20 protein-coding genes, 1 tRNA gene and 1 pseudogene are annotated in these 22690 nt (G+C 41.0%); 11 read left to right on the plus strand and 11 right to left on the minus strand.

The annotated features are described in order from the left end of the window. Window positions 1–7: 7 nt before the first annotated feature. The gene (gene mtnA / locus KV40_RS04690; RefSeq protein WP_036478405.1) at window positions 8–1072 is read right to left on the minus strand and encodes an S-methyl-5-thioribose-1-phosphate isomerase; all 1065 of its coding nucleotides are present in this window, start codon (window positions 1070–1072) and stop codon (window positions 8–10) included. A 295-nt stretch (window positions 1073–1367) separates the two neighbouring features. Here mtnA and KV40_RS04695 point away from each other — a divergent pair, with 295 nt between their 5' ends. After that, window positions 1368–1580, plus strand: coding sequence for a DUF2839 domain-containing protein (locus KV40_RS04695; RefSeq protein ID WP_036478406.1), 213 nt, complete (start codon window positions 1368–1370; stop codon window positions 1578–1580). Window positions 1581–1667: 87 nt separating this feature from the next. Continuing rightward, window positions 1668–2276, plus strand: coding sequence for a CPP1-like family protein (locus KV40_RS04700; RefSeq protein WP_036478407.1), 609 nt, complete (start codon window positions 1668–1670; stop codon window positions 2274–2276). On the opposite strand, the gene KV40_RS04705 is transcribed toward KV40_RS04700, so the two are convergent. After that, entirely contained in the window at window positions 2268–2975 is a 708-nt protein-coding gene (locus KV40_RS04705) for an HAD family hydrolase (protein ID WP_036478408.1), read from the minus strand. The two genes, KV40_RS04700 and KV40_RS04705, sit on opposite strands and share 9 nt — an antisense overlap. A 134-nt stretch (window positions 2976–3109) precedes the next feature. Here KV40_RS04705 and KV40_RS04710 point away from each other — a divergent pair, with 134 nt between their 5' ends. Both KV40_RS04710 and proB read left to right on the plus strand, forming a co-directional pair. Beyond that, a complete protein-coding gene (locus KV40_RS04710; RefSeq protein WP_036478409.1) occupies window positions 3110–3403 on the plus strand; it encodes a hypothetical protein in 294 nt (97 codons plus the stop codon). A gap of 16 nt (window positions 3404–3419) precedes the next feature. Then, window positions 3420–4529: a glutamate 5-kinase gene (proB, locus tag KV40_RS04715; RefSeq protein ID WP_036478410.1), complete on the plus strand. Its 1110-nt coding sequence runs from the start codon at window positions 3420–3422 to the stop codon at window positions 4527–4529. Window positions 4530–4922: 393 nt separating this feature from the next. Here proB and KV40_RS04720 read toward each other — a convergent pair whose 3' ends face one another. Next, a complete protein-coding gene (locus KV40_RS04720; protein WP_036478411.1) occupies window positions 4923–6410 on the minus strand; it encodes a sodium:solute symporter family protein in 1488 nt (495 codons plus the stop codon). 225 nt (window positions 6411–6635) lie between these two features. Between KV40_RS04720 and KV40_RS34630 the strand changes: the two genes are divergently transcribed. Next, window positions 6636–6803, plus strand: a complete 168-nt coding sequence (locus KV40_RS34630) for a hypothetical protein (RefSeq protein ID WP_156113942.1) — start codon at window positions 6636–6638, stop codon at window positions 6801–6803. Between the two features lie 49 nt (window positions 6804–6852). Here KV40_RS34630 and KV40_RS04725 read toward each other — a convergent pair whose 3' ends face one another. Further along, a complete protein-coding gene (locus tag KV40_RS04725) occupies window positions 6853–8091 on the minus strand; it encodes a Zn-dependent hydrolase (protein ID WP_036478412.1) in 1239 nt (412 codons plus the stop codon). Between the two features lie 379 nt (window positions 8092–8470). Here KV40_RS04725 and KV40_RS04730 point away from each other — a divergent pair, with 379 nt between their 5' ends. Further along, window positions 8471–8926 (plus strand): HNH endonuclease, encoded by a 456-nt coding sequence (locus KV40_RS04730; protein ID WP_036478413.1) that lies wholly within the window; start codon window positions 8471–8473, stop codon window positions 8924–8926. A gap of 32 nt (window positions 8927–8958) precedes the next feature. On the opposite strand, the gene KV40_RS04735 is transcribed toward KV40_RS04730, so the two are convergent. From KV40_RS04735 to KV40_RS04765, 6 genes are all read right to left on the minus strand, one after another. After that, entirely contained in the window at window positions 8959–10437 is a 1479-nt protein-coding gene (locus tag KV40_RS04735) for a sulfotransferase (protein WP_052055353.1), read from the minus strand. After that, the gene (locus KV40_RS04740; protein WP_052055354.1) at window positions 10434–10673 is read right to left on the minus strand and encodes a DUF6223 family protein; all 240 of its coding nucleotides are present in this window, start codon (window positions 10671–10673) and stop codon (window positions 10434–10436) included. The genes KV40_RS04735 and KV40_RS04740 overlap by 4 nt, the downstream gene beginning before the upstream one ends. 56 nt (window positions 10674–10729) lie before the next feature. After that, window positions 10730–12037, minus strand: coding sequence for an arylsulfotransferase family protein (locus KV40_RS04745; RefSeq protein ID WP_036478414.1), 1308 nt, complete (start codon window positions 12035–12037; stop codon window positions 10730–10732). A gap of 200 nt (window positions 12038–12237) precedes the next feature. Then, entirely contained in the window at window positions 12238–13557 is a 1320-nt protein-coding gene (locus KV40_RS04755) for an arylsulfotransferase family protein (RefSeq protein WP_036478417.1), read from the minus strand. A 126-nt stretch (window positions 13558–13683) separates the two neighbouring features. Then, window positions 13684–14883 (minus strand): argininosuccinate synthase, encoded by a 1200-nt coding sequence (locus KV40_RS04760; RefSeq protein ID WP_036478418.1) that lies wholly within the window; start codon window positions 14881–14883, stop codon window positions 13684–13686. Between the two features lie 116 nt (window positions 14884–14999). Next, a complete protein-coding gene (locus KV40_RS04765) occupies window positions 15000–16427 on the minus strand; it encodes a carotenoid oxygenase family protein (RefSeq protein ID WP_036478419.1) in 1428 nt (475 codons plus the stop codon). 306 nt (window positions 16428–16733) lie between these two features. Between KV40_RS04765 and KV40_RS04770 the strand changes: the two genes are divergently transcribed. The 3 genes from KV40_RS04770 to KV40_RS31840 all read left to right on the plus strand — a co-directional run bounded on the left by KV40_RS04770 (window position 16734) and on the right by KV40_RS31840 (window position 19359). After that, window positions 16734–18374 carry a response regulator gene (locus KV40_RS04770; RefSeq protein ID WP_052055355.1) on the plus strand — a complete coding sequence of 547 codons (1641 nt, stop codon included), beginning with the start codon at window positions 16734–16736 and terminating at the stop codon, window positions 18372–18374. A gap of 293 nt (window positions 18375–18667) precedes the next feature. Continuing rightward, the gene (locus KV40_RS36035; protein WP_156113943.1) at window positions 18668–18856 is read left to right on the plus strand and encodes a hypothetical protein; all 189 of its coding nucleotides are present in this window, start codon (window positions 18668–18670) and stop codon (window positions 18854–18856) included. After that, window positions 18841–19359: an IS982 family transposase gene (locus KV40_RS31840; RefSeq protein ID WP_081942759.1), complete on the plus strand. Its 519-nt coding sequence runs from the start codon at window positions 18841–18843 to the stop codon at window positions 19357–19359. The genes KV40_RS36035 and KV40_RS31840 overlap by 16 nt, the downstream gene beginning before the upstream one ends. Here the strand turns inward: KV40_RS31840 and KV40_RS34060 are convergent. After that, window positions 19343–20629, minus strand: a pseudogene (locus tag KV40_RS34060) (IS630 family transposase). The gene KV40_RS31840 and the pseudogene KV40_RS34060 overlap by 17 nt on opposite strands. A 607-nt stretch (window positions 20630–21236) precedes the next feature. On the opposite strand from KV40_RS34060, the gene KV40_RS04790 reads away from it, so the two are divergent. Further along, a tRNA-Pro gene (locus KV40_RS04790) sits at window positions 21237–21310 on the plus strand. Between the two features lie 161 nt (window positions 21311–21471). Beyond that, window positions 21472–22686 carry a site-specific integrase gene (locus tag KV40_RS04795; RefSeq protein ID WP_036478420.1) on the plus strand — a complete coding sequence of 405 codons (1215 nt, stop codon included), beginning with the start codon at window positions 21472–21474 and terminating at the stop codon, window positions 22684–22686. The last annotated feature ends 4 nt before the right edge of the window (window positions 22687–22690 follow it).

Genomic DNA, 22690 nt, shown 5'->3' on the forward strand with positions numbered 1-22690 from the left:
CATGATTTTACTCGCCGTCGAGGATCTTATCGCGGCACTCAATCAAACCATCGGGTGCGATCGCTCCTAGTTCGGTAATAATAGCAGTAATTAAAGATGCTGGAGTAACGTCCCGATCTGGATTATAAAATTCTGCTTCTGGAGGACAAATATTAATTCTGTCAATCTTGTAAATCTCCGAAGCAGCTCGCTCTCTAACTAAAATTTGCTTTCCAGTAGATAATTCAAAATCGATTGTCGAAAAAGGGGCAGCGATATAAAAAGGTATCTTCTGGGCTTGAGCGGCTATGGCTAAAGCATAAGTTCCTACGGTATTGGCGGTATCGCCATTTGCCGCAATTGAATCTGCCCCAACAATAACGGCATCGATCGCTTTTTGCTTCATGCAGTAAGCTGCCATGCTGTCGGTAATCACCGTAACGGGAATCTTTTCTTGCAGGCATTCCCAAGCAGTAAGTTTAGCTCCTTCAAAACCAGGGCGAGTTTCCCCAACATAGAGCATCTGCAAGCGGCGATCGCGCCAAGCCGCTCTAACTACACCCAAAGCAGTACCGTAACCAGCACTGGCTAATGCACCAGCATTACAGTGAGTTAAAAGGTTTAAGCCTTGTGATTTGGTTGGCAGAACCGATAAACCGCAGTTGCCAATCTGCCGACAAATTTTGAGGTTTTCTAGCTGTATCGATTGGGCTGTTTCTAATAGATTTTGTTCGATCTCGGCAATTGAACCTAAAGATTCATAGGCAACTTTTAACATTTGAGATACAGCCCATGATAAATTTACTACAGTAGGGCGGGTCTGACGTAAAGCTCTGGCTACCGTTTCTAAATGCTGTAAAAATTTGTGACGCTCGCTGGTAGCAATTTCTAAGGCTCCCAAGTACATACCGTAAGCTGCTGCGATGCCAATTGCCGAAGCACCACCAACGATTTTGGTTTCAATGGCTTTGATGATATCTTCACTGCGATCGATTTCGACAATGCTGTATTCTTTCGGTAAACGAGTGCGGTCTATAAGCAATACTTTATTTTGTTGCCAAACTACAGGGTAGATGCGATCGGAAAAAGCCATATGTAATATTAAAATAATTAATACAAAATATTATTAATTTTAGCCGAAGCATAGATAGTTATTGTTTCCCAGACGCGATCGCGCTATATTTGTCTCTAAAACCATTAAGCTCTTCTGCCGTCGGTCAGTTAATTGCAGAGACAGAGTCATTGTATTATATTAATATTTTGTTGTAGTAATAATGTCGCTCTCAAAGGCAAAAAAAGTTATAACCGAACGAGATTGCGATACACCCTCAACGCCAAAAAAAGTTACGATCGAAGAGTAACAGTATTGTTAGTGGTTGATTAAAATTATGGGAGAAGCAAAAAGGCGTAAAGCTGCATTAGGAGAAAAGTACGGGCAAGAATCTAAAGTCGTATCTTGGTTGCCAATTACCAAAAATCAAGCTGAAAAATTTGTTAAATGGACTACTACAGGAGCCTGGTTGGGAATTGGGATCGCAATCGCCGTCTGGGTGACAGTTAGATTTATCGGTCCTGGCTTTGGTTGGTGGCAAGTATACTAAATAACTGCGATCGCGATATCATCGGGCAATTAAACATCAAACAAACAGAGTTAATCTAAATCGGTTAAAGACTGGAGAAAGCAAATTGTGAGCGAACAAAATCCATACGAACAGCTTGGAGTCAATGAAAGTGCCTCTTTTGAGGAAATTCAAGCAGCTAAAAAACGGCTTTATGAAAAACACGGTAATGACAGCAATGTTTTAGAAAAAGTTGAAACTGCTTATGATTCAATTATTATGGATCGTTTAAAATTGCGGCAGGAAGGCAAAATTAAAGTTCCTGAAAAAATTCGCTTTCCCGATCGCGAGCGGGAAAAGCCATCCATTCCCGTTCCTACAATTAATACCAATGCTCCTGACTGGCTGGGACAGTTTCTCGATAATCCTTCTAAAACCGAGATTTTGCTGCCCTCGGCAGTATTTCTAGTATTAGTTAGTATTGCCGTTTTTTCTCAAAACAACCAGGCTTCGGCACTACCTTTGCTGATGGCATTGGGTTTTATTGCCAGCTTTTATTTCCTCAATCGCAAAGAAAACCGTTCTGGAAGAGCCGTACTGATGAGTTTGGCAGCCTTATTGTTGGGAATTGCGATCGGAACGGCTAGTGCCAATTTAGCTGTCAATCTGGATGCCAATCAGTCGGCTGCGGTAGTAACATTTTGCTTATATTGGCTGGCAAGCTGCTTTTTACGCTAATGGTGGAGAAGACAATTTATAAGAGGTCGCGATCGCTTCTACAGCTTCTTGTAAGTCATTGACAATTAAATTTGGCTGATAGAGTTCTAAACGCTCGCGGTCTCGAATTCCCGATAGAACGCCGATTGACTTGATGTTGTGCGTTTTTGCAGCAACAATATCGGCTTCTGTATCTCCCACCATCCAAATATCTGCTGGTGGTGGTAACTCTTTTAAAGCTCTTGCCATTAGCTTCTGTTTGTCTTGTTCGTCAGTAGATTTTTCAAAATCGTCGGATAAATAGTAACGGCGATTTTCGGCAAAAAAGTGTTCGATATCGTATTGTTGAAAAGCTGCATTCAACTCTCGATCGCGTCTCATCGTCATCACAACTAGATCGAAACCCAAATATCGAGCTTTAGATAGTGCTTCTGTGGCACCAGCAACGAGTTTATCGTGTACTAAATAAGGTAAAGTGTGTACGGTTACTCTACGCAGTCGAGCAAATTCTCTGGCTTGCTCTTTATTTAAACCAGATTGTTTGCCTATTTCCCGTTCGGGAACTCGCGCTCGTTTTAGCTGCCAAAACTCGGCTTTAGTCAGTCGCTGAATTTCTTGTTGGGGAAACTGCACTTGTTCGAGACAGTATTGGTAAACACAATAATAGCGATCGCTTACGTCCATTATCGGTCCATCAAAATCAGTAATCAGTCGCAGCATTCCCTATTAACCTAAATTATTAAGTTTTATATATTATTATACACGCATTGAGTTAGCAACCTTCAAACCCTTACAATTGCTAGCCTTTGTTAGTATTGTTTAATTTAGAAGCAGTAGACTTTAGAATAAGCAACATGAAAGTTAAACTCGAAGACGATATATTATTTATCGACTCAGAAGACGTACCACCGTTTAAAAAGGGTGGTTCGATAGTTCGTAACAACTATTTTTGGGCATTAAAGTCTATTGCCTGCTATACCTCTAGAGGAGGTGATTGGGAATTTGACAGAGAAGTCTGGATTGCTTTATCTCGGATGCTGCTATCTTTTACCGAGTCTGGATATTTGGGCGATAGCGAAACTAAATTAGAATTTAATGAAGATACTCAAATTCCGCCAGAACTAAGATCTGTTTCTACCTGGCTATAGTCTCCTCAAAATATTTATGTCTGCACAAACTATAGTTGTCAAAATTGGGACTTCCAGCCTAACGCGCACTAACGGGCAAATTGCGATCGCCACTATTGCTTCTTTGGTAGAAACACTAACCCAATTGCGATCGCAGGGACATCGGGTAGTTTTGGTTTCTTCTGGTGCGGTGGGTGTCGGCTGCGCCAGACTCAACCTGACCGAACGACCCCGTAAAATGGCTCTCAAACAAGCTGTAGCTGCCGTAGGTCAGGGAAGGTTGATGCGAATTTACGACGATATGTTTAGTAGTTTACAGCAGGCGATCGCCCAAGTTTTGTTAACTCGCCGCGAACTAATGGAACGCACCAGCTATGTCAATGCTTCTAATACCTTTAGAGAGTTGCTGGATTTGGGAGTGATTCCCATCGTTAACGAAAATGACACCGTAGCGGTAGAAGAGTTAAGATTTGGCGATAACGATACCCTTTCGGCTTTGGTAGCTAGCTTAGTCGAAGCCGACTGGCTGTTTCTCCTTACCGATGTAGATCGTCTTTATTCTGCCGATCCGAGAACTGATACTAATGCCACACCCATAAGTTTGGTCAGTCAGACTGAATTTCAACAATTACAGGTAGAAGCAGGTAGCAGCGGTTCTCAGTGGGGTACGGGTGGCATGGCAACTAAGTTAGCCGCAGCGCGAATTGCTACCAGTACGGGAGTTAGAACTGTTATTACCCAAGGACAGCAACCGCAAAATATGCTGGAGATACTTGAGGGGAAACCTTTGGGAACTCAGTTTGAACCCCAACCAAAAACCGAAAATGCTCGCAAACGCTGGATAGCCTATGGCTTAATTCCAATGGGTAAACTATATCTCGATCGCGGTGCGGTTAAAGCAATTAGCAGTCGTGGCAAATCTTTATTACCTGCGGGAATTATTAAAGTTGAGGGTGACTTTGCTGCTGCCGATGCCGTGCAGCTATGCGATCTCGATGGTAAGGAAGTTGCTAGAGGTTTGGTAAATTACAGCCGTACGGAAATAGATTTAATTAAAGGACAACACTCGGCAAACATTAGCTCTATTTTGGGCTACAACGGTGCGGATACAGTAGTGCATCGCAATAATCTGGCAGTCGAAGAGTAGACAAGATTTATTAGCAAACGCTCGAATAGCCAAATTATCGCCTTAAAAATCCTTTCAAGCAGGAATTCGGGTTTCTATGTATTCAACAAAACTAGAAGGTTGAGGAATATCATCACCATCTTCTATCATTCCTGCTAAATGAAACTCTATTGCTTCTTTAATTATAAAATTTTAACTTCTTCATAGGCGGCTACTGCCGCGCATCTTTTCTTTGCAGGGCGTATGCGCCGCACGCTGGAGAGCCTGTCGCTAGACGCGACTTGGACGCGGCAGCGTCATGCACAGATAAAAAGAGGTGGCGCATCTGCGCCCTGCTGCAAACTGATTGACAAACAAGGTAGTTCCTTAACTTGTCACCAATGCCTATTGCCTAATCTCTATCTAAGTCTGTCATTATTGTCCTGTTTCTTCCTCTTTAATCCTTAGAGCTTTTGGTTTACCTTCTTCAGTTACCTGAGAAACAACAATATACACGACCAATCCTACTAAAGGACTGATTAGTGTGGGAAAGCCATCAAAATCTGTAGTAAAAATACTATTGGGAATATATAACAAAGTATTGTCAATTCCAAAGGTAGTAGGCATTAAAACAAAGAAAATCAAACGGGTTAGGGAACCTAAAACAATACAAGAAATTGCACCTTGCCAGGTTGCTCTCGACCAATAAAGACCTCCCGCCAAAGGAACTAGTAATCCTGCAAATCCTAAATCGAAAGCTAACAGTAGTAAGACACCTGTCTGAGGTACTTTTAAGGCAAAAAATACTCCCAAAGCCGTAATTACAAAAGCCATGATTCGAGTGAGCGATAATAGTCTATCTCCTGCTGCATTGCGATCGTCGTGGCGAATGCCAATAATATTGTGGGCGATTACCGACGACGTTCCTAAAATGGCTCCGTCTGCTGTGGAAAGAGAAGCGGAAAGAATTGCCATAATGACTAATAATCCCAGTAGAGGAGGTACGATACCATCAAGTAAGGCAAAAAGAATTGGTCCGTCAGGAGTAATACCTGCATCGGCAAGAATTTGGGGAGCAGATAAAGCTATCAAAGAAAAAGGAATGCCAATAATTAGAGTTCCCGCGCAACCGATTAAGCAAGCTCTGCGAGCGGTTTGGGGACTATCGGCAGCAAAAACTCTTGCCATAAAATCGATCGCCACAATATCTCCCAACCCCAAAGCCAAGAGAGTCGCCCAGTTAATTGCCGCACCAGCAGCAGGATCGCTCAATTGTGCCAAAGCTAGAGGACCAGTATCGGCAGGTATATCCAAGCCAAAGTTGAATACTATAAAAGCCAGTAACGCCATAGAACCGATAAAAGCAATTGCTATTTGGATAGCATCGGTATATGCCACGGCAAATAAACCGCCGCTAGCAGTATAAATAAAGACGATAATTGCCAACAGCATTACACCTGCTGTATAGGTTGTGCCGAGAAAAGCTTGAAATAAATATCCTCCCGCTACTAAATTGCCAGCTAAGAGAAAGGAAAAACTCAACACCATCAACAGTGAGGCTGTTACTTCGGTTGGGCGATTGTATTTAATTCGATAGAAATCTGGCAGGGTAATTAAACCCATGCGATTCATTGGTTCGGCAAAGAATAATGCGGTAAGAAACAAACACAGTGCCAAACCAATTGGTAAAGATGCACCAGCCCAAAAACCAAATTCGGATGTCAGGTCGGTATTGCCCAAAGTAGCGTTGGAGTCTACCGACTGCGCCATCAAAGTTGCTGCTGCCAGGGGTAACATTAGTCTCCGTCCTGCAACTAAATAGTTTTCACTGTCTCCCTTGATTAACTTTGCTGCCCAAATTCCAATCCCTACCGTGGCGAATAAAAATACTAAAATTCCCCAGAAAAGAAGTTTTTCTGTCATATATAATAACCCTCGGTCATTATGTGACCGTATAATATTTGTTTTTTTGGGCTTATTTGTTTTTCGTCGCAAGTTGCTTATGTAATTAACCTTCAATCAAAAAGCCCAGGAAGATCGATACTTGCAACTTAAGTAAGTATCAAATCCTCCAAGGCTTTTTACCACCGCGAAACTACTGACATGGTTAAAATCTACTGGAATCGGTCGGGTAGTTTCTACGGCTAAATGTCTAAAAAAAAGGATTGGGTGCCGACGAACAAAAATGCGATCGCCATTGCTGGAAACATTAAAGTAGCCGTGTTGCGATCGCCTATATACAAAAATACAATGCCAAATAACTTTTTTATTTGGAAAAACAAAACAAACGATTTGATGAGCAGGATAAAAAACTAGATCGTTTATTGCTTTGTTATAAAAAAATTTACTTTTAAAATTTAATTTATTATCGCCGATCTAACTGTATCAATGTCTGTAGCAATACATTAGCACCTTGAATACACTGTTCGGGAGTTGTATATTCATTAGCATTGTGAGAAATACCTTGTTCGCTAGGAACGAAAATCATCCCCATATCGGTAATTTGCGCTAATTCTTGAGCGTCATGGCTGGCGCGACTGGGTAAGTGGGTGTAGCTAAGTTTTAAAGCTTCGCAGCTTTGCGCGATCGCCTGTTGAATATATGGTTCGGCTAAAGCGGGTTCGTTATGCAAACAGGAATTTAGCCTAATTTGAGTATTAGTGGCGACGGCGATTTCTTCTAAATGTATTTCTAGCTGTTCTAGCAGACTATCTATGTGCAAACTAGACAAGTCACGAATATCCAAACTCATCTCTACCCAACCAGGAACGACATTAGCCGCATTAGGACGGACTTCCATCTTACCTACAGTGGCTACCTGTTGACCTGGAGTGTTACCAAGGCGATTGACTGCTAAAATTACCTGAGCCGCAGCAACTAAAGCATCGCAGCGCATCTGCATCGGTGTCGTTCCTGCGTGATTGGCACTGCCTTTGACAGTAATAGTAAAACGTCTTTGTCCTACTATGCCTTCAACTACGCCAATTTGTTTACCCATAGATTCTAAAATCGGTCCCTGCTCTACATGCAATTCGACAAATGCCGCTATCTCTCGCGAACTACGACGGGCTTGTTTGAGAGCGTTCCAGTTACCGCCTACCTTAGAAAGACAAGTATAAATATCCGTACCATCAGGACGACGATAATAATTTGGGTCTTCGATCGCTCTACCAGAAATTGCTTTAGAACCAATCATGCTGCCTTCTTCATCGGTAAACACGATTACTTCAATAGAGCGATTGAGTTGAAGCTCATTTTCTTGCAGAACTCGCACTGCTTCTAAACCTGCTAAAACTCCATAAGCTCCGTCATAATGACCACCACAGGGAACGGTATCGATATGAGAACCCGTTGCTAAAGCTGGGGCATTGGGATCTTTGCCAAGATATTTGCCGATAATATTACCCGCAGCATCGATACGTACCTGCATCTGGGCGGTTTCCATCCAGTGCTTTACTAAATTACGAGCTTCAATATCTTCTTTGCTGTAGGCAATTCGTTTTACTCCCCCGTTTGGCAGACTGCCAATTTGAGCCAAACGAGCGATACTTTGGTTGAGGCGATCGCCATTGACGAGTAGTTGAGGTGCAGTTATTAAGTTCATACGAGCAACCGCAAGATAATTTTTAAGTATACTGTATACACTAATTACAAGTTAACATAGTTGACTCTAGTAACGCAGTAATTAACAAGCCTACTTAGAGTTAACAGTTAGTTTTAATATTTTGCTGCGATCGTCGATACATTTTGGGTAAAGCGATCGCTTTTGAAATTTTAACTTCTTTAACTGTTCATTCTTTTTTCGTTAATTGCTGTATAGCGCATTATCATATTTTCTAATTTAAGCGAGATAGAAGGAAATTAATTATCGCAATCAAAGAATTGCACGCGAGTTAGATGAAATTGCGGATATTATTGACAACCAATATCCCGACAATACAGTAGAAATAATTGATTATAGTAAATAATCTGAATTGAAAATAATGAATTTAGAAGATAAAGAATTATCAGAACTATTTAAATTAGCCGATAAAATTGGTAGCAAAAAATATCATAGATTGACAGCCAAAGACTTACAAGACTATTTAAAATTTAATTATTGGCGATATATTAATGGCGATTATGAATGTGGTACTACTCCTGAAAGCCAAGCTTGGGTAAAAGAGCATTCTGACTGGTATTGTCCAATTTGCAGCCAAAACTACCGCGATCGCGGCGGTAAAACTATAGACCATAAATTACCGCGATCGCAGTATCCTTGGTTATCTTTAGAATGGTCGAATTTGTGGGTAATTTGCAAAACCTGTAACCGTGAAAAAGGAGAAAAGCACTGGTACGAATACGAACAATATATATATCATAACTATCCTCAAGATTATCCCGTAATTAAAGCTGTTCGTCCGATAAAATTACTGAATTCTTTAAAAAATAAATATTAAATTTAAAATTACAATTAACAATAGTTTGTTTGCTACTGATACTTTTTACTGTTAACCGCTTTTTCTTGCAAGCGATTGAAGACAAGATTAGCTTCTTGTAGAAGTGAAGCAGGTAAACTACCTGTATCGATTTCTTTCAATCTGGGTTGACGAATTCGAGACGCTGATGAAATCAGCATTTCAGGATAAGAGCTTGCTACTACCTCTGCCAAAGTTTTAAGTCCTTGCTGTGGAGAGTTACATAAAGCCTCGTAGTCAAAAAAGTTTACTAAATCGGCGTTTTCTTGCAAAAGATGCTCGTAACTTGCTACCCAATACTCCAGCCAAAAAGCCAAAGAGTTAGCATCTCTAGATTTACGCTCGTCGAACCAGCTATTAAAATCTATCGGGCGTAAATTCTGTCCGAAATCATAGTGTCCAATTGCTCTCATATACTCCGAGGCAAAGGGATCGCTCTCATGTATATTTAAAAAATTAAGATGCTGCTCGAGTAAAGAAGTTGCGTGTTGTAAGGGATCTCGAAAGGGAATAATAATAATAGAATCTGGAAAGAGTTTTTTTAACATTGCGATCCGTGCAATGTTGGCGTTGTTCTTAGATACATAACGCGGAGCGACTGCCGAATTACTTTGGCGCAGCCAGATAATCTTACGCAGATGAGAGCGAAAAAATTCTTCAAATTCTTTGTTTTCTTCGTAGTCCCAGTGAATAATCCGATCTTGGTGATAATGACGTTGCCAGAAAGTTTTCCAGATCGTTTCCTCTAAAGCTTCGGGACTGTCTGGGCTAATTTTCATCCCGTCGCCATGAGCGCGTTCTTGGGTTTCGACATTTTGTTGAAATATTTTAGAAAAGCGATTCCAAAAAACAGGAATTATTACAAACGGCATATCGCGGTAGCGGTGAGAAGCAAATTCGGGCAAGCTAGCGCAACATTCTAGCAGTAAAGTCGTCCCCGCTCGCGGCAGTGCGGTAATAAAAACGGGTCGTTCGGTTTGATATGCCGCAAGCTGTTTGGAAAAAAGAGCATCTTCGGCATCTGCTAGTGCTATTTGTGCCGTGTAGGTGTTGAATGCCAACTGGTGGAGTGTGCGATCGAGTTGAGAATAGCTGCTGGTTTGAGCCGTAGAACGCTGCTGTTTGGGTTTGAAAAACAGAGCGACAATGATAATGATGCTACTGATGATAATAAATAGAGGGGAAAAGGTAGTGTCTAAAACTGAAGTCAGAGAAAGCCACCCCAGGCGATCGCCTATCCATAGTATTCCTACAGGTAATAAAAGAGCGATCGCGCCACCGCCAGCTAAAATAAAAAATAATCCGAATAACTTACGGGAATTCTTTTGCAGTTCCGACTCTTTTTCTTCATCGCTCAGTGCTGGAGAACCGATAATATTTAGAGATTTAAAGGCAATACCAGTAACATTTTTGCTTTTTTCTACCAGTCCCAGAAGCTGAAATAAAATAACAAAGCCTACAACCAGAAAAATCGCACCAATCCACTGAATCATTCAGCTTCTCCTGCCTTTGCCTTCTCAGCCTCTGCCTGTTTGCGTTTGCGTAACATTCGTTTCATAGGAAACCACAAAAAGCCAAATATAGCAGCGATGACACCAACTACAATAGCTATAAAAGCTCCTAATGCAGCTATTCCCGTACCAGGTCCGACATACGCCATTGCAGGCTGGACAAAAATAACTAATAGAAAAACAAAAATAAAGGTACCGATAAATGATAATTGTTTCATTTTTTTAGCCTCAGAAAATTAAATTTTCCCAGATAAAGCGCGATCGCGCTATTATCTTATTTTTTACCTTGAAATATTTGCGTATATTTAGAGGGCAAACGCTGCAATTCTCCGATAACTCCTACTATTCCTTCATCTACATAGTTATAATATTCCCAAACGATATTTCCCTGGCGATCGATTTCAAACCCCCTTCCAGGCATAGATTCGGTAATTAGTAAATTGCCATTGGGGAGCCACTGATTTTTTCCCATGACGTTAGTAAAGAAAGGTCGCTCTAAAGTACCTTTAAAATAGGTTTTAACTGTCTTGTCTGTTGCCGAAACTAAGACAATTTCACTTTGACGCTTTGCTTTAGAGGCGTTGTTATTATTATTATCAAAGACTGAAAAAGTATTGCCGTCTACAAAGTCTGGGTCGTGCTGGCGGACGAATTGTCCGCTAGAAATAAACTTAATTTCTTCGGTTTCGGCATTAAAGACAAAAACCGTATTGATATTACGCAGCGATACCATAACATCACCCTGTTTAAAGAATCCTTCCTCCATTGTTTTGGCAGAAAAAGGCTCGACATCATTGAGATGCAGTATGTCGCGACCACCTGGACCTTTTATTGCCGTAGATTCATTACCAAGACTACCTAGATATAGCAGTCCAGTATAGCCATTCTTGCGTAAAATATCGGCAACGGAGTACTCTCTTACAATCTTTCCTTCGGGGGTAACTTCTAAAATTGTTTCTTCATAATATGGCGGGAATAAATGTGGCAAACGAGGATCTTTTTCGGTATGAAACTTTTTACCGCTTATCCATAAGTTGCCGTTATCGTCTCTGTGAATTGAGTGATGGGTTGAATAGGGCAACCGCCAGACAATATCTCCGTTAGGAGCTACGCGAATTAAACCTTTGTACTCGAAATTGAAAATAATATCGCCATTTTCCATGACGACAATACCGTGAATGTTAGCTCCTGGTTTGGCTTTCGGAATGTCTTTCTTTGGTATATGTTGGGGATTGGGCCACATTTCAAACCAGTTAATGTCCCATTGGTGAACTACGTTGCCTTCTAAATCGATGATGTCTACTGCTAAATTGCTATCGGCAGCAATTTTGCTAACTAAGGTCAAGCCTGGGTATGGTTCGCCAGTTGTGCTAACTGCCTTGGGAAATGGTTCCTGCAATCGCCTATAGTAGTGAGGAAGTTCGTCAGAGCTAGCTTTACGAATTTCTTGATAACCTTTTGCTGCTTCAGTATAAAACTGATAGGGAAAAAACTTAAATGCTCTGGCAAGATAACCTAAATTAAAAGTGATAAACACGCTGGAAAGAATAAAAAAAATTAAACTGAATCTTTGCGAAGCCATATTGTTCTAATAGTGAAATTTTTTTGTGTTTATCGAGCTAATTTCAACTCGATTGCCAGTTTATACTTTACTTGTTTTAAAGTATTGAATTTTAAAGTGCAATTACAAGCAACATCCAAGTTAAAAAATGAAGCAATTCTCATTTTTTTTAGTCTCAGAAAATTAAATTTTCCCAGATTTTTTGAAATCGCGCTATTACCTTATTTTTTACCTTGAAATATTTGCGTATATTTAGAGTGCAAACGCTGCAACTCCCCTACAACTCCTACTATTCCTTCATCTACATAATTAAAATATTCCCAAACGATATTTCCCTGGCGATCGATCTCAAATCCCCTACCAGTCATAGCTTCGGTGATTAGTACATTGCCATTGGGAAGCCACTGATGTTTGCCCATGACGTTAGTAAAGAAAGGTCGATCTAAACTGCCTTTGAAATAAGTCTTTACCTTCTTGTCTGTTGCCGAAACGATCGCAATTCGGCTTTGGCGTTTGGCTTTAGATGCGTTGTTATTATTATTATCGAAGACTGAGAAAGTATTACCGTCTATAAAGTCAGGATCGTGCTGGCGGACGAATTGACCGACAGAAATAAACTTAATTTCTTCGGTTTCGGCATTAAAGACAAAAACTGTGTTGATATTACGCAGTGAAACCATGACATCGCCTTGCTTAAAGAATCCTTCCTCCATTGTTTGGGCAGAAAAAGGTTCGACATCATTGAGATGCAGTATGTCATCGGTGGCTAATAATTTACCCTGACCCTGTATTGCCGTAGATTCATTGCCGAGAGTACCTAGATAGAGAAGACCAGTATAGCCATTCTTACGTAAAATATCCGCAACAGAGTACTCTCTTACAATCTTGCCTTCGGGGGTAACTTCCAAAATCGTATCCTCATAATATGGCGGGRTCATATTCGGCAACCGAGGATTTTTTTCGGTACGAAACTTAAGTCCACCCATCCACAAGTTGCCGTTATCGTCTCTGTGAATCGAGTGATGAGTTTGATAGGGTAATCTCCAGACAACATCTCCCTGACGATTTATGCGAATTAAACCTCTACTCTCGAAGTTAAAAATAATATCGCCATTTTCCATGACCACGATACCGTGAATATTAGTTCCTGGTTTGGCTTTCGGAACATCTTTCTCTGGTATGTATTGGGTATTGGGCCACATTTTAAACCAATTAATGTCCCATTGATGGACTATGTTGCCTTCTAAATCGATAATGTCTACGGCTAAATTGCTATCGGCAGCGATTTTGGTAACTAAGGTCAAGCCTGGGTATGGTTCGCCAGTTTTGCTAACTGCTTTGGGAAATGGTTCCTGCAAACGTCTATAGTACCAAGGAAGTTTATCTGAGTTGGCTTTACGAATTTCTTGATAACCTTTTGCTGCTTCAGTATAAAACTGATAGGGAAAAAACTTAAATGCTCTGGCAAGATAGCCTAAATTAAAAGTAATAAACACACTGGAAAGAATAAAAAAGATTAAACCGAATCTTTGCGAAGCCATGTTGTTTTAATCGTGAGTTTTTTGTGTTTATCAAGCTAATCTATAATAAATTACTATCACAATACAGAATCTATTTCAATTGAAGTAGGGACAGCTAATCACTTGCCCCTACGCGATCGCCTTTACTTATCTAGTTTTTTGCGACCAAACTCTGGTGGGTAAACCCCAAATATAAATAAATCCTTCTGCTGCTTTGTGGTCGAATTGGTCATCGGCACCATAGGTAGCGAGATCGGGAGTGTAGATCGAATTGGGCGATCGCCGTCCCACGATCGTGGCGTTACCTTTAAAGAGTTTTAGCCTTACTTCTCCCGTGACACGTTCCTGAGTTTTTTGAATAAAAGCATCTAAAGCTGCTTTTAAAGGACTGTACCATAGACCGCGATAGACTAGTTCGCCATAAGTTTGTTCGATACCTCGTTTGTATTGGGTGATGTCGGCAGTGAGGGTTAGACTTTCTAGATCGCGATGGGCATCAATTAACACCAGTAAAGCTGGTGCTTCGTATATTTCCCGCGATTTAATGCCCACTACGCGGTTTTCGATCATATCGAGCCGTCCTACGCCATGCTTGCCTACTGTTTGATTGAGTTGCGCGATCAAAGCCACTGGATCGAGATTATTACCGTTAATACTGACGGGAATACCTGCCTCAAAACCAATCGTGACATACTCTGGTTCGTCGGGAGTGTTGGCAATTGCTTCGGTCATCAGGTAAATTTCTTCAGGGGGTTCGGTCATGGGATCTTCCAAAGGACCTGCTTCGATACTGCGACCGAGTAAGTTGCGATCGATACTGTAAGGAGAAGATTTTTTAACGGGGAATTCGATGCCAAATTTTTCCCCATAAGTAATAGCTTCTTCCCGACTCATGCCCCACTCTCTGGCAGGTGCGAGAACTTTTAGTTCGGGGTTCAATGCCATAATGCCTACATCAAAACGTACCTGATCGTTACCTTTCCCCGTACAGCCATGTGCTACTGCATCCGCACCATATTTTTCTGCTGCCTCTACTAATAGCTTGGCTATTAGCGGACGAGCCAAAGCAGTGGAAAGTGGATAGCGATTTTCATACAAAGTATTGGCTTGAATGGCAGGAAAAGCATAGTCTTTAACAAAACTTGCAGTTGCATCTTCTACTAACGATTCGACTGCACCGCATTTCAGAGCTTTTTGGCGGATTGGTTCTAATTCGTCTCCCTGTCCCAAGTCGGCAGCCAGAGTAATTACTTCTTTAACTCCCCATTCTTCTTTAAGATAGGGAATACAAACTGAGGTATCTACCCCACCCGAATAGGCTAATACTACTTTTTCTGCGCGTCCCATAATTTATGTCACCTTAAATAACTAATGGGGTATTGTATCGTAGTCAGATAGACACTATTGTTTGGAGTGATTAAATTATTTACTGCCAAGTAGAAACAGAAACATCAGCAAAAACTCTAATTCCCACAAGAAGTTTCAAGCTGTGCTTCGTCAATCCAAGCACCATGAAAACCGTAGGGTACGCGCTGGGGAATTAACACTCTGGCTACTGGTTCGGAGGTAACATCTTTAGCATCTATAATTACCAATTCTGAAGTTTCTGAGTGGCGATTGGCTTTGCCACTGCGCGGAGCGCAATCGCGAACAAAGGTAATCAACCAGCCATCATCCTCATCTTTCCCATCTGGATGTGGTGCAAACACTGCTTCACCACCGAAGCGTTCGGAGCCAAATTCATGGGTTTGGGACTTACCAGTATTTAGGTCGTACTTAATAACACCGTCAAATAGAGGCATCGAACCTCCCGTCATTCTACCAGCGTAACCATATCTAGTAGCTAATCCTAAAAAGTTTTCATTAACGCGGGGAAAATCGGCAGCTACGTCATCGAGCATGGTTTCCGAAATAGTTCCAGTGTTGAGGTTAAAACGCCATTGATGTAATCTGGGCGTACTATCTTCAAGAGCGGATTCTGTATTTTCAGTCAACACATTGGTAGAATTCATGCGACAAGCTATTAGCACTACTTCATCCCCTTCTTCGTAGGCATTTAAAGTGTGAAACACATAGCAAGCAGAAGTTTCAAACCAACGAATGTCGCTGTTGTCACTGTGACGGGGAACGATACCAAAGCGACTGGGTTTATTGTTTTCAAACATTAACGGTGGTTCTCCCCGTTGCATCCTTTCCCGATTAAAAGTCAGGGGTAAATCCATAAAAATAGTATAGTGTTCGGTAATCGCAAAATCGTGCATCATTACCGCCATTGGTATCTCGATTGGTACCGTCCGCAATAGTTTTCCTCCCGAAGAAACCACGCTATATTGCAGATAAGGTGGAGAAAAAGAGTAACCAAAAAACATCATTTCCCCAGTCATTGGGTCAATTTTAGGATGGGCGGTAAAAGAAGATGACAATTTGCCATCGTAAGTATACTTACCAATAGTGTCTAATGTAGGAACATCTATAGCATGAGGCGCGCCTCCTTCCCAGGTTGCCAACATAGTTCCAGCGTGCCAAACCAAAGCCGTATTAGCTGTATTTTTAGTAGGACCATCAGGATTATCCAGTTGGGGAGGCTCTAACAGACCGCTCCAAATTGCTTTACCTGCTTCGTGTTCCAACTGCCAGCCTCTAGTGCGAACATAGCGGTTACAATAGTTAGCTCGCCCGTTGTGAAGCCGAACTCCATGTATCATACCATCTCCGTCAAACCAGTGATACTGTCCGATAGGCGAATATTGTGGATTGGGTCCGTTGCGTAAAAACATCCCTGATAATTGCGGGGGTAGTTCTCCAATTATTTCCAGTGTGTCTGAGGTAATTTCTCGCTGTACTGGAGCAAAGTTATCATCGAGATAGGGGTTGACTTTGGTTTGCATGATGAAGATGAGATGGTTGTACGGCTATCTTCTATCTTACTAAGTACGAACTCGTTGAAATACCTCTATAGGTTGATAATTTAGATAGATCTCGGCAAATTTAAAGCGATCGCTATTGACAAAATGTTTGAGTTGAAATTAGCTCGATAAACGCAAAAAAATTATCATCAAGAGAGAAATATATATCAGATTAATTGCTTGAAAATCAGATAAGTTTTAGAAGAAAGCTTCTTAGATTCTGTTGACATTGTGTGTGTTTAAAAAATAGAGAGCTTAACGTACTTTTGTCTACCAAATAAAAATATTTCTATGATTCGCATCTTGATAGTAGACGATCAAAACATCATCAGGCAAGGACTTCAAGTATTGCTCGAACCCAAACCCAAACTCAAAGTAGTAGGAACTGCTTCTGACGGTAACAGCGCAATAAAACAAGTAGAACACCTAGAACCCGATGTCGTATTGCTCGATATTGAGATGCCCGAAATGAATGGTATAACTGCCACAAATAAGATATGCAGGCAGTTTCCTCAAACTAAAATTCTCGTTCTTAGCAGCCATGAAGATCGAGAATATGTCGTAGAAGCTTTACAGGCAGGAGCGCATGGCTATCTACTCAAAAACACTTCAGCAGAAGAATTAGAACGGGCAATTTGGTCGGTATATCAAGGTCATTCACAGATAGAGTCGAAATTACTCAAAAAAGTATTAGTTGGAGAATCTAACTCGCACTTGATTGAGTCTGTAGAGCAAAGTGAATCAGAACGGCAACCGCAGCCAGAAAAAGGAAGCTCGTTAAAACTGTGGAAATACTGGGTTTGGGGAGCGATTATTGTTGCTATTTTATCGCTTGTGGCAATAACTTTGATTCGCTTTTTAAATCGTCTTCAGCCTCAAACGAATTCTAATTCTACTGCTGCACCTACTCAAACCAAGCTGCCTGAAATAAAAAAAATAGCCGCTATGGCTAGAATTGAACCATTGGGAGAAATAATGTCTCTATTTGCTCCTACCTCCCTAGAAGCAGTACGGGTAGAACAGCTACTGGTACAGGTTGGCGATCGGGTCAAAGAAGGACAGATGATTGCGATTGTTGATGGTCGTCAAAGACAGCAGGCAGTAGATAAAGCAGAAACGCAATTGGCAGCTGCTCGATCCCGTTTAGCAAAAGCTGAGGCAGAGGCAAAACAAAATACAGTTAGAGATAAAGAAGCTGCGATCGTCAATCTGGAAGCAGAATTAGCTAGCGAGACACAAACTCAACAAGCTGCTATTGCCGAACTAGTCACCGAACTGGATAAAGCTCGAACAGAATGGCAGCGCTATCAACAACTTTTCGAGCGAGGAGCAATTTCTGCATCAGAGTTAGATAGTAAAAAATCGACTTGGGAAACTTCCAGAGAGCGGTTAAACGAAGCCAGAGAAACTTTTGGGCAAACGGAACGTACTCTTAATGCCAATATAGCCGAAGCTCAAGCCACCTTAGAAGAGACAGCACAAGTTCGTCCTGTTGAGGTGCAGAGAGCGCAGGGGGAGCTAAGACAAGCTGAAGCATCTGTAGTTAAAGCCGAAGCCGATATGGAATTAGCCTATATTCGCGCTCCTATAGATGGAGAAATTATAAATATTCATACTCGTCCTGGTGAAGCATTAAACGAAAAAGGTATTGCCGAAATCGGTCAAATTGACCAAATGATGATTGTGGCAGAAGTAGAGCGAAACGATCTCGCTTGGATAAAAATAGGACAAAAAGCAACAGTGACTAGCGATGTTTTTTCCGAAGAGCTACAGGGTAAGGTACAACAGATTGGCTCTTCAATTAATAAAAATGACATTCTCGCTTCTGATTATGCCGTTGTAGAAGTTGAAATTTTGCTTGCTCCAAAATACAGTCAGAAAGTTGTCCAACTAAGCACTTTAGAAGAAATGGATGTAATCCTAGAGCTTTAATAGCTATTTTTATTATGACTTCTCAATTTTTTGTTCGTTATTCATAAAAAAGCTAGATTGGCAGCTTCGACCAAGGAAGTATAGAAAACGCTGTGTGCAACTTTAGATTTGAAAATGAAAATCCCATCTGAGAAGATAATGTTTTTAATTTCGATGGGACAATGTTTAGTACTGAAGATTTTATCATTGCTGTCTTTTGCTGTGTAGATGATCTATGGAGTCAAATTACTCAAGGTAATCAAGTTAGAGCCAGAGGATTTGCTCCTTGTTTAAACGATARTGAAGTTATTAYCATGGAAATCGTAGGCGAATTTTTGAGGATTGATGCAGACAAAGGTATCGGGAATTATTTTCGAGGTCATTGGCAAGAATTATTTCCCGAAATTAAAAGCCGTTCAGCTTTTGTGAGACGCGGACTGGAGCGTTTGCTAACTTATGGTGCTATGAGCAGCAGTTACAGCAACTTCTGGCGCGAGAGTTAGGAGGTTTTGAGGATTCAATTCATCTAATTGACGGTTTTCCGATTCCTTTGTGCCATTACCAAAGAGCGAAAAATTGCCGACTGTTTTCAGCAGAAGCGAGTTTCGGATACTGTGCAGCTAAAGATGAGAAGTACTATGGTTTTCGAGGACACTTGGTTATCAGCACTAATGGGGTTATTACTGGTTTCAGCTTGACTTCTGCTAATGTCTCCGAGCGAGAAGCATTGTGGGATGTTATTCATGGAATTAGTAGATTACTAATTGGAGACAAAGGTTATCTTAGTTCTTCATTACAGCAAGAGTTATTAGAACAAAATCTTAATCTTCAAACTCCAAAGCGTTCTAATCTGATTGATTCTCGCGACCGCCACTGGGTTCAAACATTAGTCAAAACCCGCCGTTTAGTTGAAACAACTGGAGAGCTTCGACGTGCTTCGCACGGCAGAGTGCCTTCGGCACTCATTGGACAACTAGTACTCGACCAATTTAATTTTGACAGGTAAGTTGAGGATATAATCGCTTTAGTTTTACTCGTGCATCAAAGCTTGTAAAACGCCAGTTAACAGTTGCTCGTTGTTGGTTTCTTTCTTGAACCCATGCCCTAGTCTCCTGCTTCATCATCTCAATGTCAGGAATACGTCGATTCAAACATTGACGGGAAACAACAGAAAATTCAATTTCGACCATATTTAACCCTAAAGGGTTCAGCAGTCGCTCATGGAGGAAACCCCCAAGACCGCGCGCTGCTTCACCAGCTACCATGTTTGGGAGTGTAATGAAATTCGAGTCGGTCTAAAATTCTTTTTGCTTCTTTAGGAGAAAAAGCTTTATAAAGTGATGCGGGAGTATGAGTGTTAAGATTATCTAAAACTACTTTGACCTTAGTTGCCTTGGGAAAATATTCGTCTACCAAATCCTTCATACAATGGGCAAAATCAATTGCCGTTCTTTGGCTGGTTACTTTAATATGCCTCCATCCAGCCCAGGGTTGAAAAAAAGCAAACAGGTTACAAGTTCCTTCTCGTTTATATTCGTAATCGTAGCGTTCTAGCTGTCTTGGTTGGCTAGGAAGAGGAACTCGTTTTTCACTCAGTAATTGGGCAGCGCGTACGCGCAGATCGTCGTCTAGCGACGACTGGGAAGCTTTGCTTCCGCGTCGTTCGTCAAAACAGACTTGAGGATAACAGGGGTCATAGGGTTGGCTATACAAATCTAAGACATCTTCCATTTTCCAGACAAATTCTGCGCTCATGGTGGGAATACACCATTGTTCCTTTAACCAAGGTCGGGACGCAAGCTTGAGGCAACCTCAAGCTGTGCGCCGTCCGACTGCATTCCGCAGCTTGATTTGGTTTTTTTAAGAGTTCTACGCACTGTCTCATCACTAATACTTTCGACTAAGTTCAATGCGACTAAACGGTCTGCCAGTAGCTGCATTGTCCAACGCTTTCTGCCTTCAGGCGCATCACTACAAGCCGTTGCCACCAAAAACGCTTCTGTTTTGCCATCTAGTTTGGCTTTACTGCCTTGACGGGGACGTTCTGTTAACGCTTTTTCCACTCCCTCTTCTACGCACCTTTGTCTGATTCGATGAACTGTTGATTCTCCCACTTTCAACATAGTAGCAATCATCTCGTCTGGATGTCCTTCATCTGCCAGCAGCAGAATTTGGGCTCTTTTGACAATTCTTCCTGTCGTTTTACCTTTTGAGGTGATGTTCCAGAGTGAAGAACGTTCTTCATCAGATAGATTTACGATGTATTTGACTGCCATGATTTGCGAGAAGTATTTAAGTATTTAAGTTAAGCTTCTCAAATCTTTAGTTACCTGTCAAAACCATTGTGGTGAACTACTAGCAGAACGTTTTTGTTTTGACACTGTTAGAGCTAGAGACTTATGGCATTTTACTAATCGTATCAATCGTAAACTTTTAGCTCATACGGTTGTTTTGTGGTTAAATCGTTATTCTGATAATCCGCTTCGCTTTCAAGAAATTATCTTTGATTAAAAGTTGCACACGACGTTTAATATCATTCTAAGTCAAAGCGTGACATTCACTAGGTCGGCATCCTACCAAACTAATAAAGTCAATGAATTATCTCTACTGGCAGACAAACTAACTATCCCAATTTTGGCTTTTCTCTCTTCGTTATTAATATACATGGCGTTAAGCGATTGATAAAAACCGCACCACTTTCGCACCACTTTTTAGAGAGATTACAAAAAACTACAGCCATTAACCACCCAAATGGGACTATCAAGACTAAACTGTAGCTACTTTTCTTACTGATTAAAAACAGCTATAAGACTTTTATCAACTGGATTTACGGAATATTTTTACTATTAACCCAAACAATGTTATGATAAGTATTCGTGAAAACGGGGCGTAGCGCAGCTTGGTAGCGCACCACTTTGGGGTAGTGGGGGTCGTGGGTTCAAATCCCGCCGCTCCGATACAGTTAAAACCCTCTCTCTGAGAGGGTTTTGTAGTTTTTACCCGAAAAAAATAATAAACTTTCATTCTCAATAAGCAACGTATTTTAGGGGTTTTTCAGGGAGTTTAAAGCTAAAATTGGTAGAAAATTGGTAGACAGATTTTAGCCCCGAAAAACCCCATGAATAAAAGTACTCAGAGTGTTATTGGTAGACAAACTGGTAGACAAACTGGTAGACAAACTGGTAGACAGAAAAAAGGAACGGTAAAAGTTGAAACCGATAAAGGCTGGCTTAGATTGAGATTTACCTATGCTGGTCAACGACGAGCTTCAGCTCTAGGCTTGATAGATACCAGTATCAATCGGCAATTTGCAGAACAAAAAGCACGGCAAGTCGAACTAGATATCATTTCGGGCAACTTTGATACCACTTTGCAAAAGTATAAACCTCAAAAAACTGTTAGAGAAACTAAAGCAGAGTCTATAACTGCCGAAGAGTTAATACTGAGGTTTATCGAAGACAAATCTAAGTTAGTATCTTCGCCTCGTTCTTTAGAAAAATATCAAACTCTTATAACCCATTTGAAATCTTTCTCTTTGAAAGGCAAAAGAGTTACTCATTCATTAGCCGAGCGATTTGCTAACGATTTTAAACAAGACAATTTGGAGCAATTCTATCAGTATTTACTTGAAAAATTGGCACCTGTTACTTTGAAACAAAAAATTGTCTGGCTCTCCGCCTGTTGGCAATGGGGAATCGAGCAAAAATTAATAGAAGTAAATCCTTGGAAGCCTTTCGTTAAGAGAGTAAAAGTACCTCCCAAGCAAATGCCTAAACCTTTCACTCAAGAAGAAATCAAAGCCATCGTTGAAGGCTTCAAACGAGATAGATATTACTCTTACTATCTCGAATTTATAGAATTTCTCTTTGGTACGGGATGTAGAACGGGAGAAGCAATTGGCTTGTGTTGGAAACATTTAAATCGAGACTGTTCCACGGTTTGGATTGGTGAAAGCCTAAGCAGAAAAACCAGAAAAGCCACGAAAACTAACAGAGCTAGAACCATTACCTTAACCCGTCGGCTTCAATCGCTTTTGCAGTCTATGAAACCTCAAGATTGCGATTTAGAAAAACCCGTTTTTCAATCTAAGAGGGGTAAATCAATAGATGACCATAATTTTAGAAACAGAGCCTGGAAATCGATCTTAGCTAAAGCAGATATTGAATATAGAAAACCATACAATACCCGTCACACGTTGATTAGCCACGCTTTAGATCGAGGTATGAACCCAGTGGCTGTAGCTCAACTAACTGGTCACGACGTTCAAACACTGTATGAAAATTACGCAGGAAATGTAAAATGCCGTCCGATGCTTCCAGAAATTCTTGAATAGAAAA

Source organism: Myxosarcina sp. GI1, from assembly GCF_000756305.1.
Classification (GTDB): Bacteria; Cyanobacteriota; Cyanobacteriia; order Cyanobacteriales; family Xenococcaceae; genus Myxosarcina.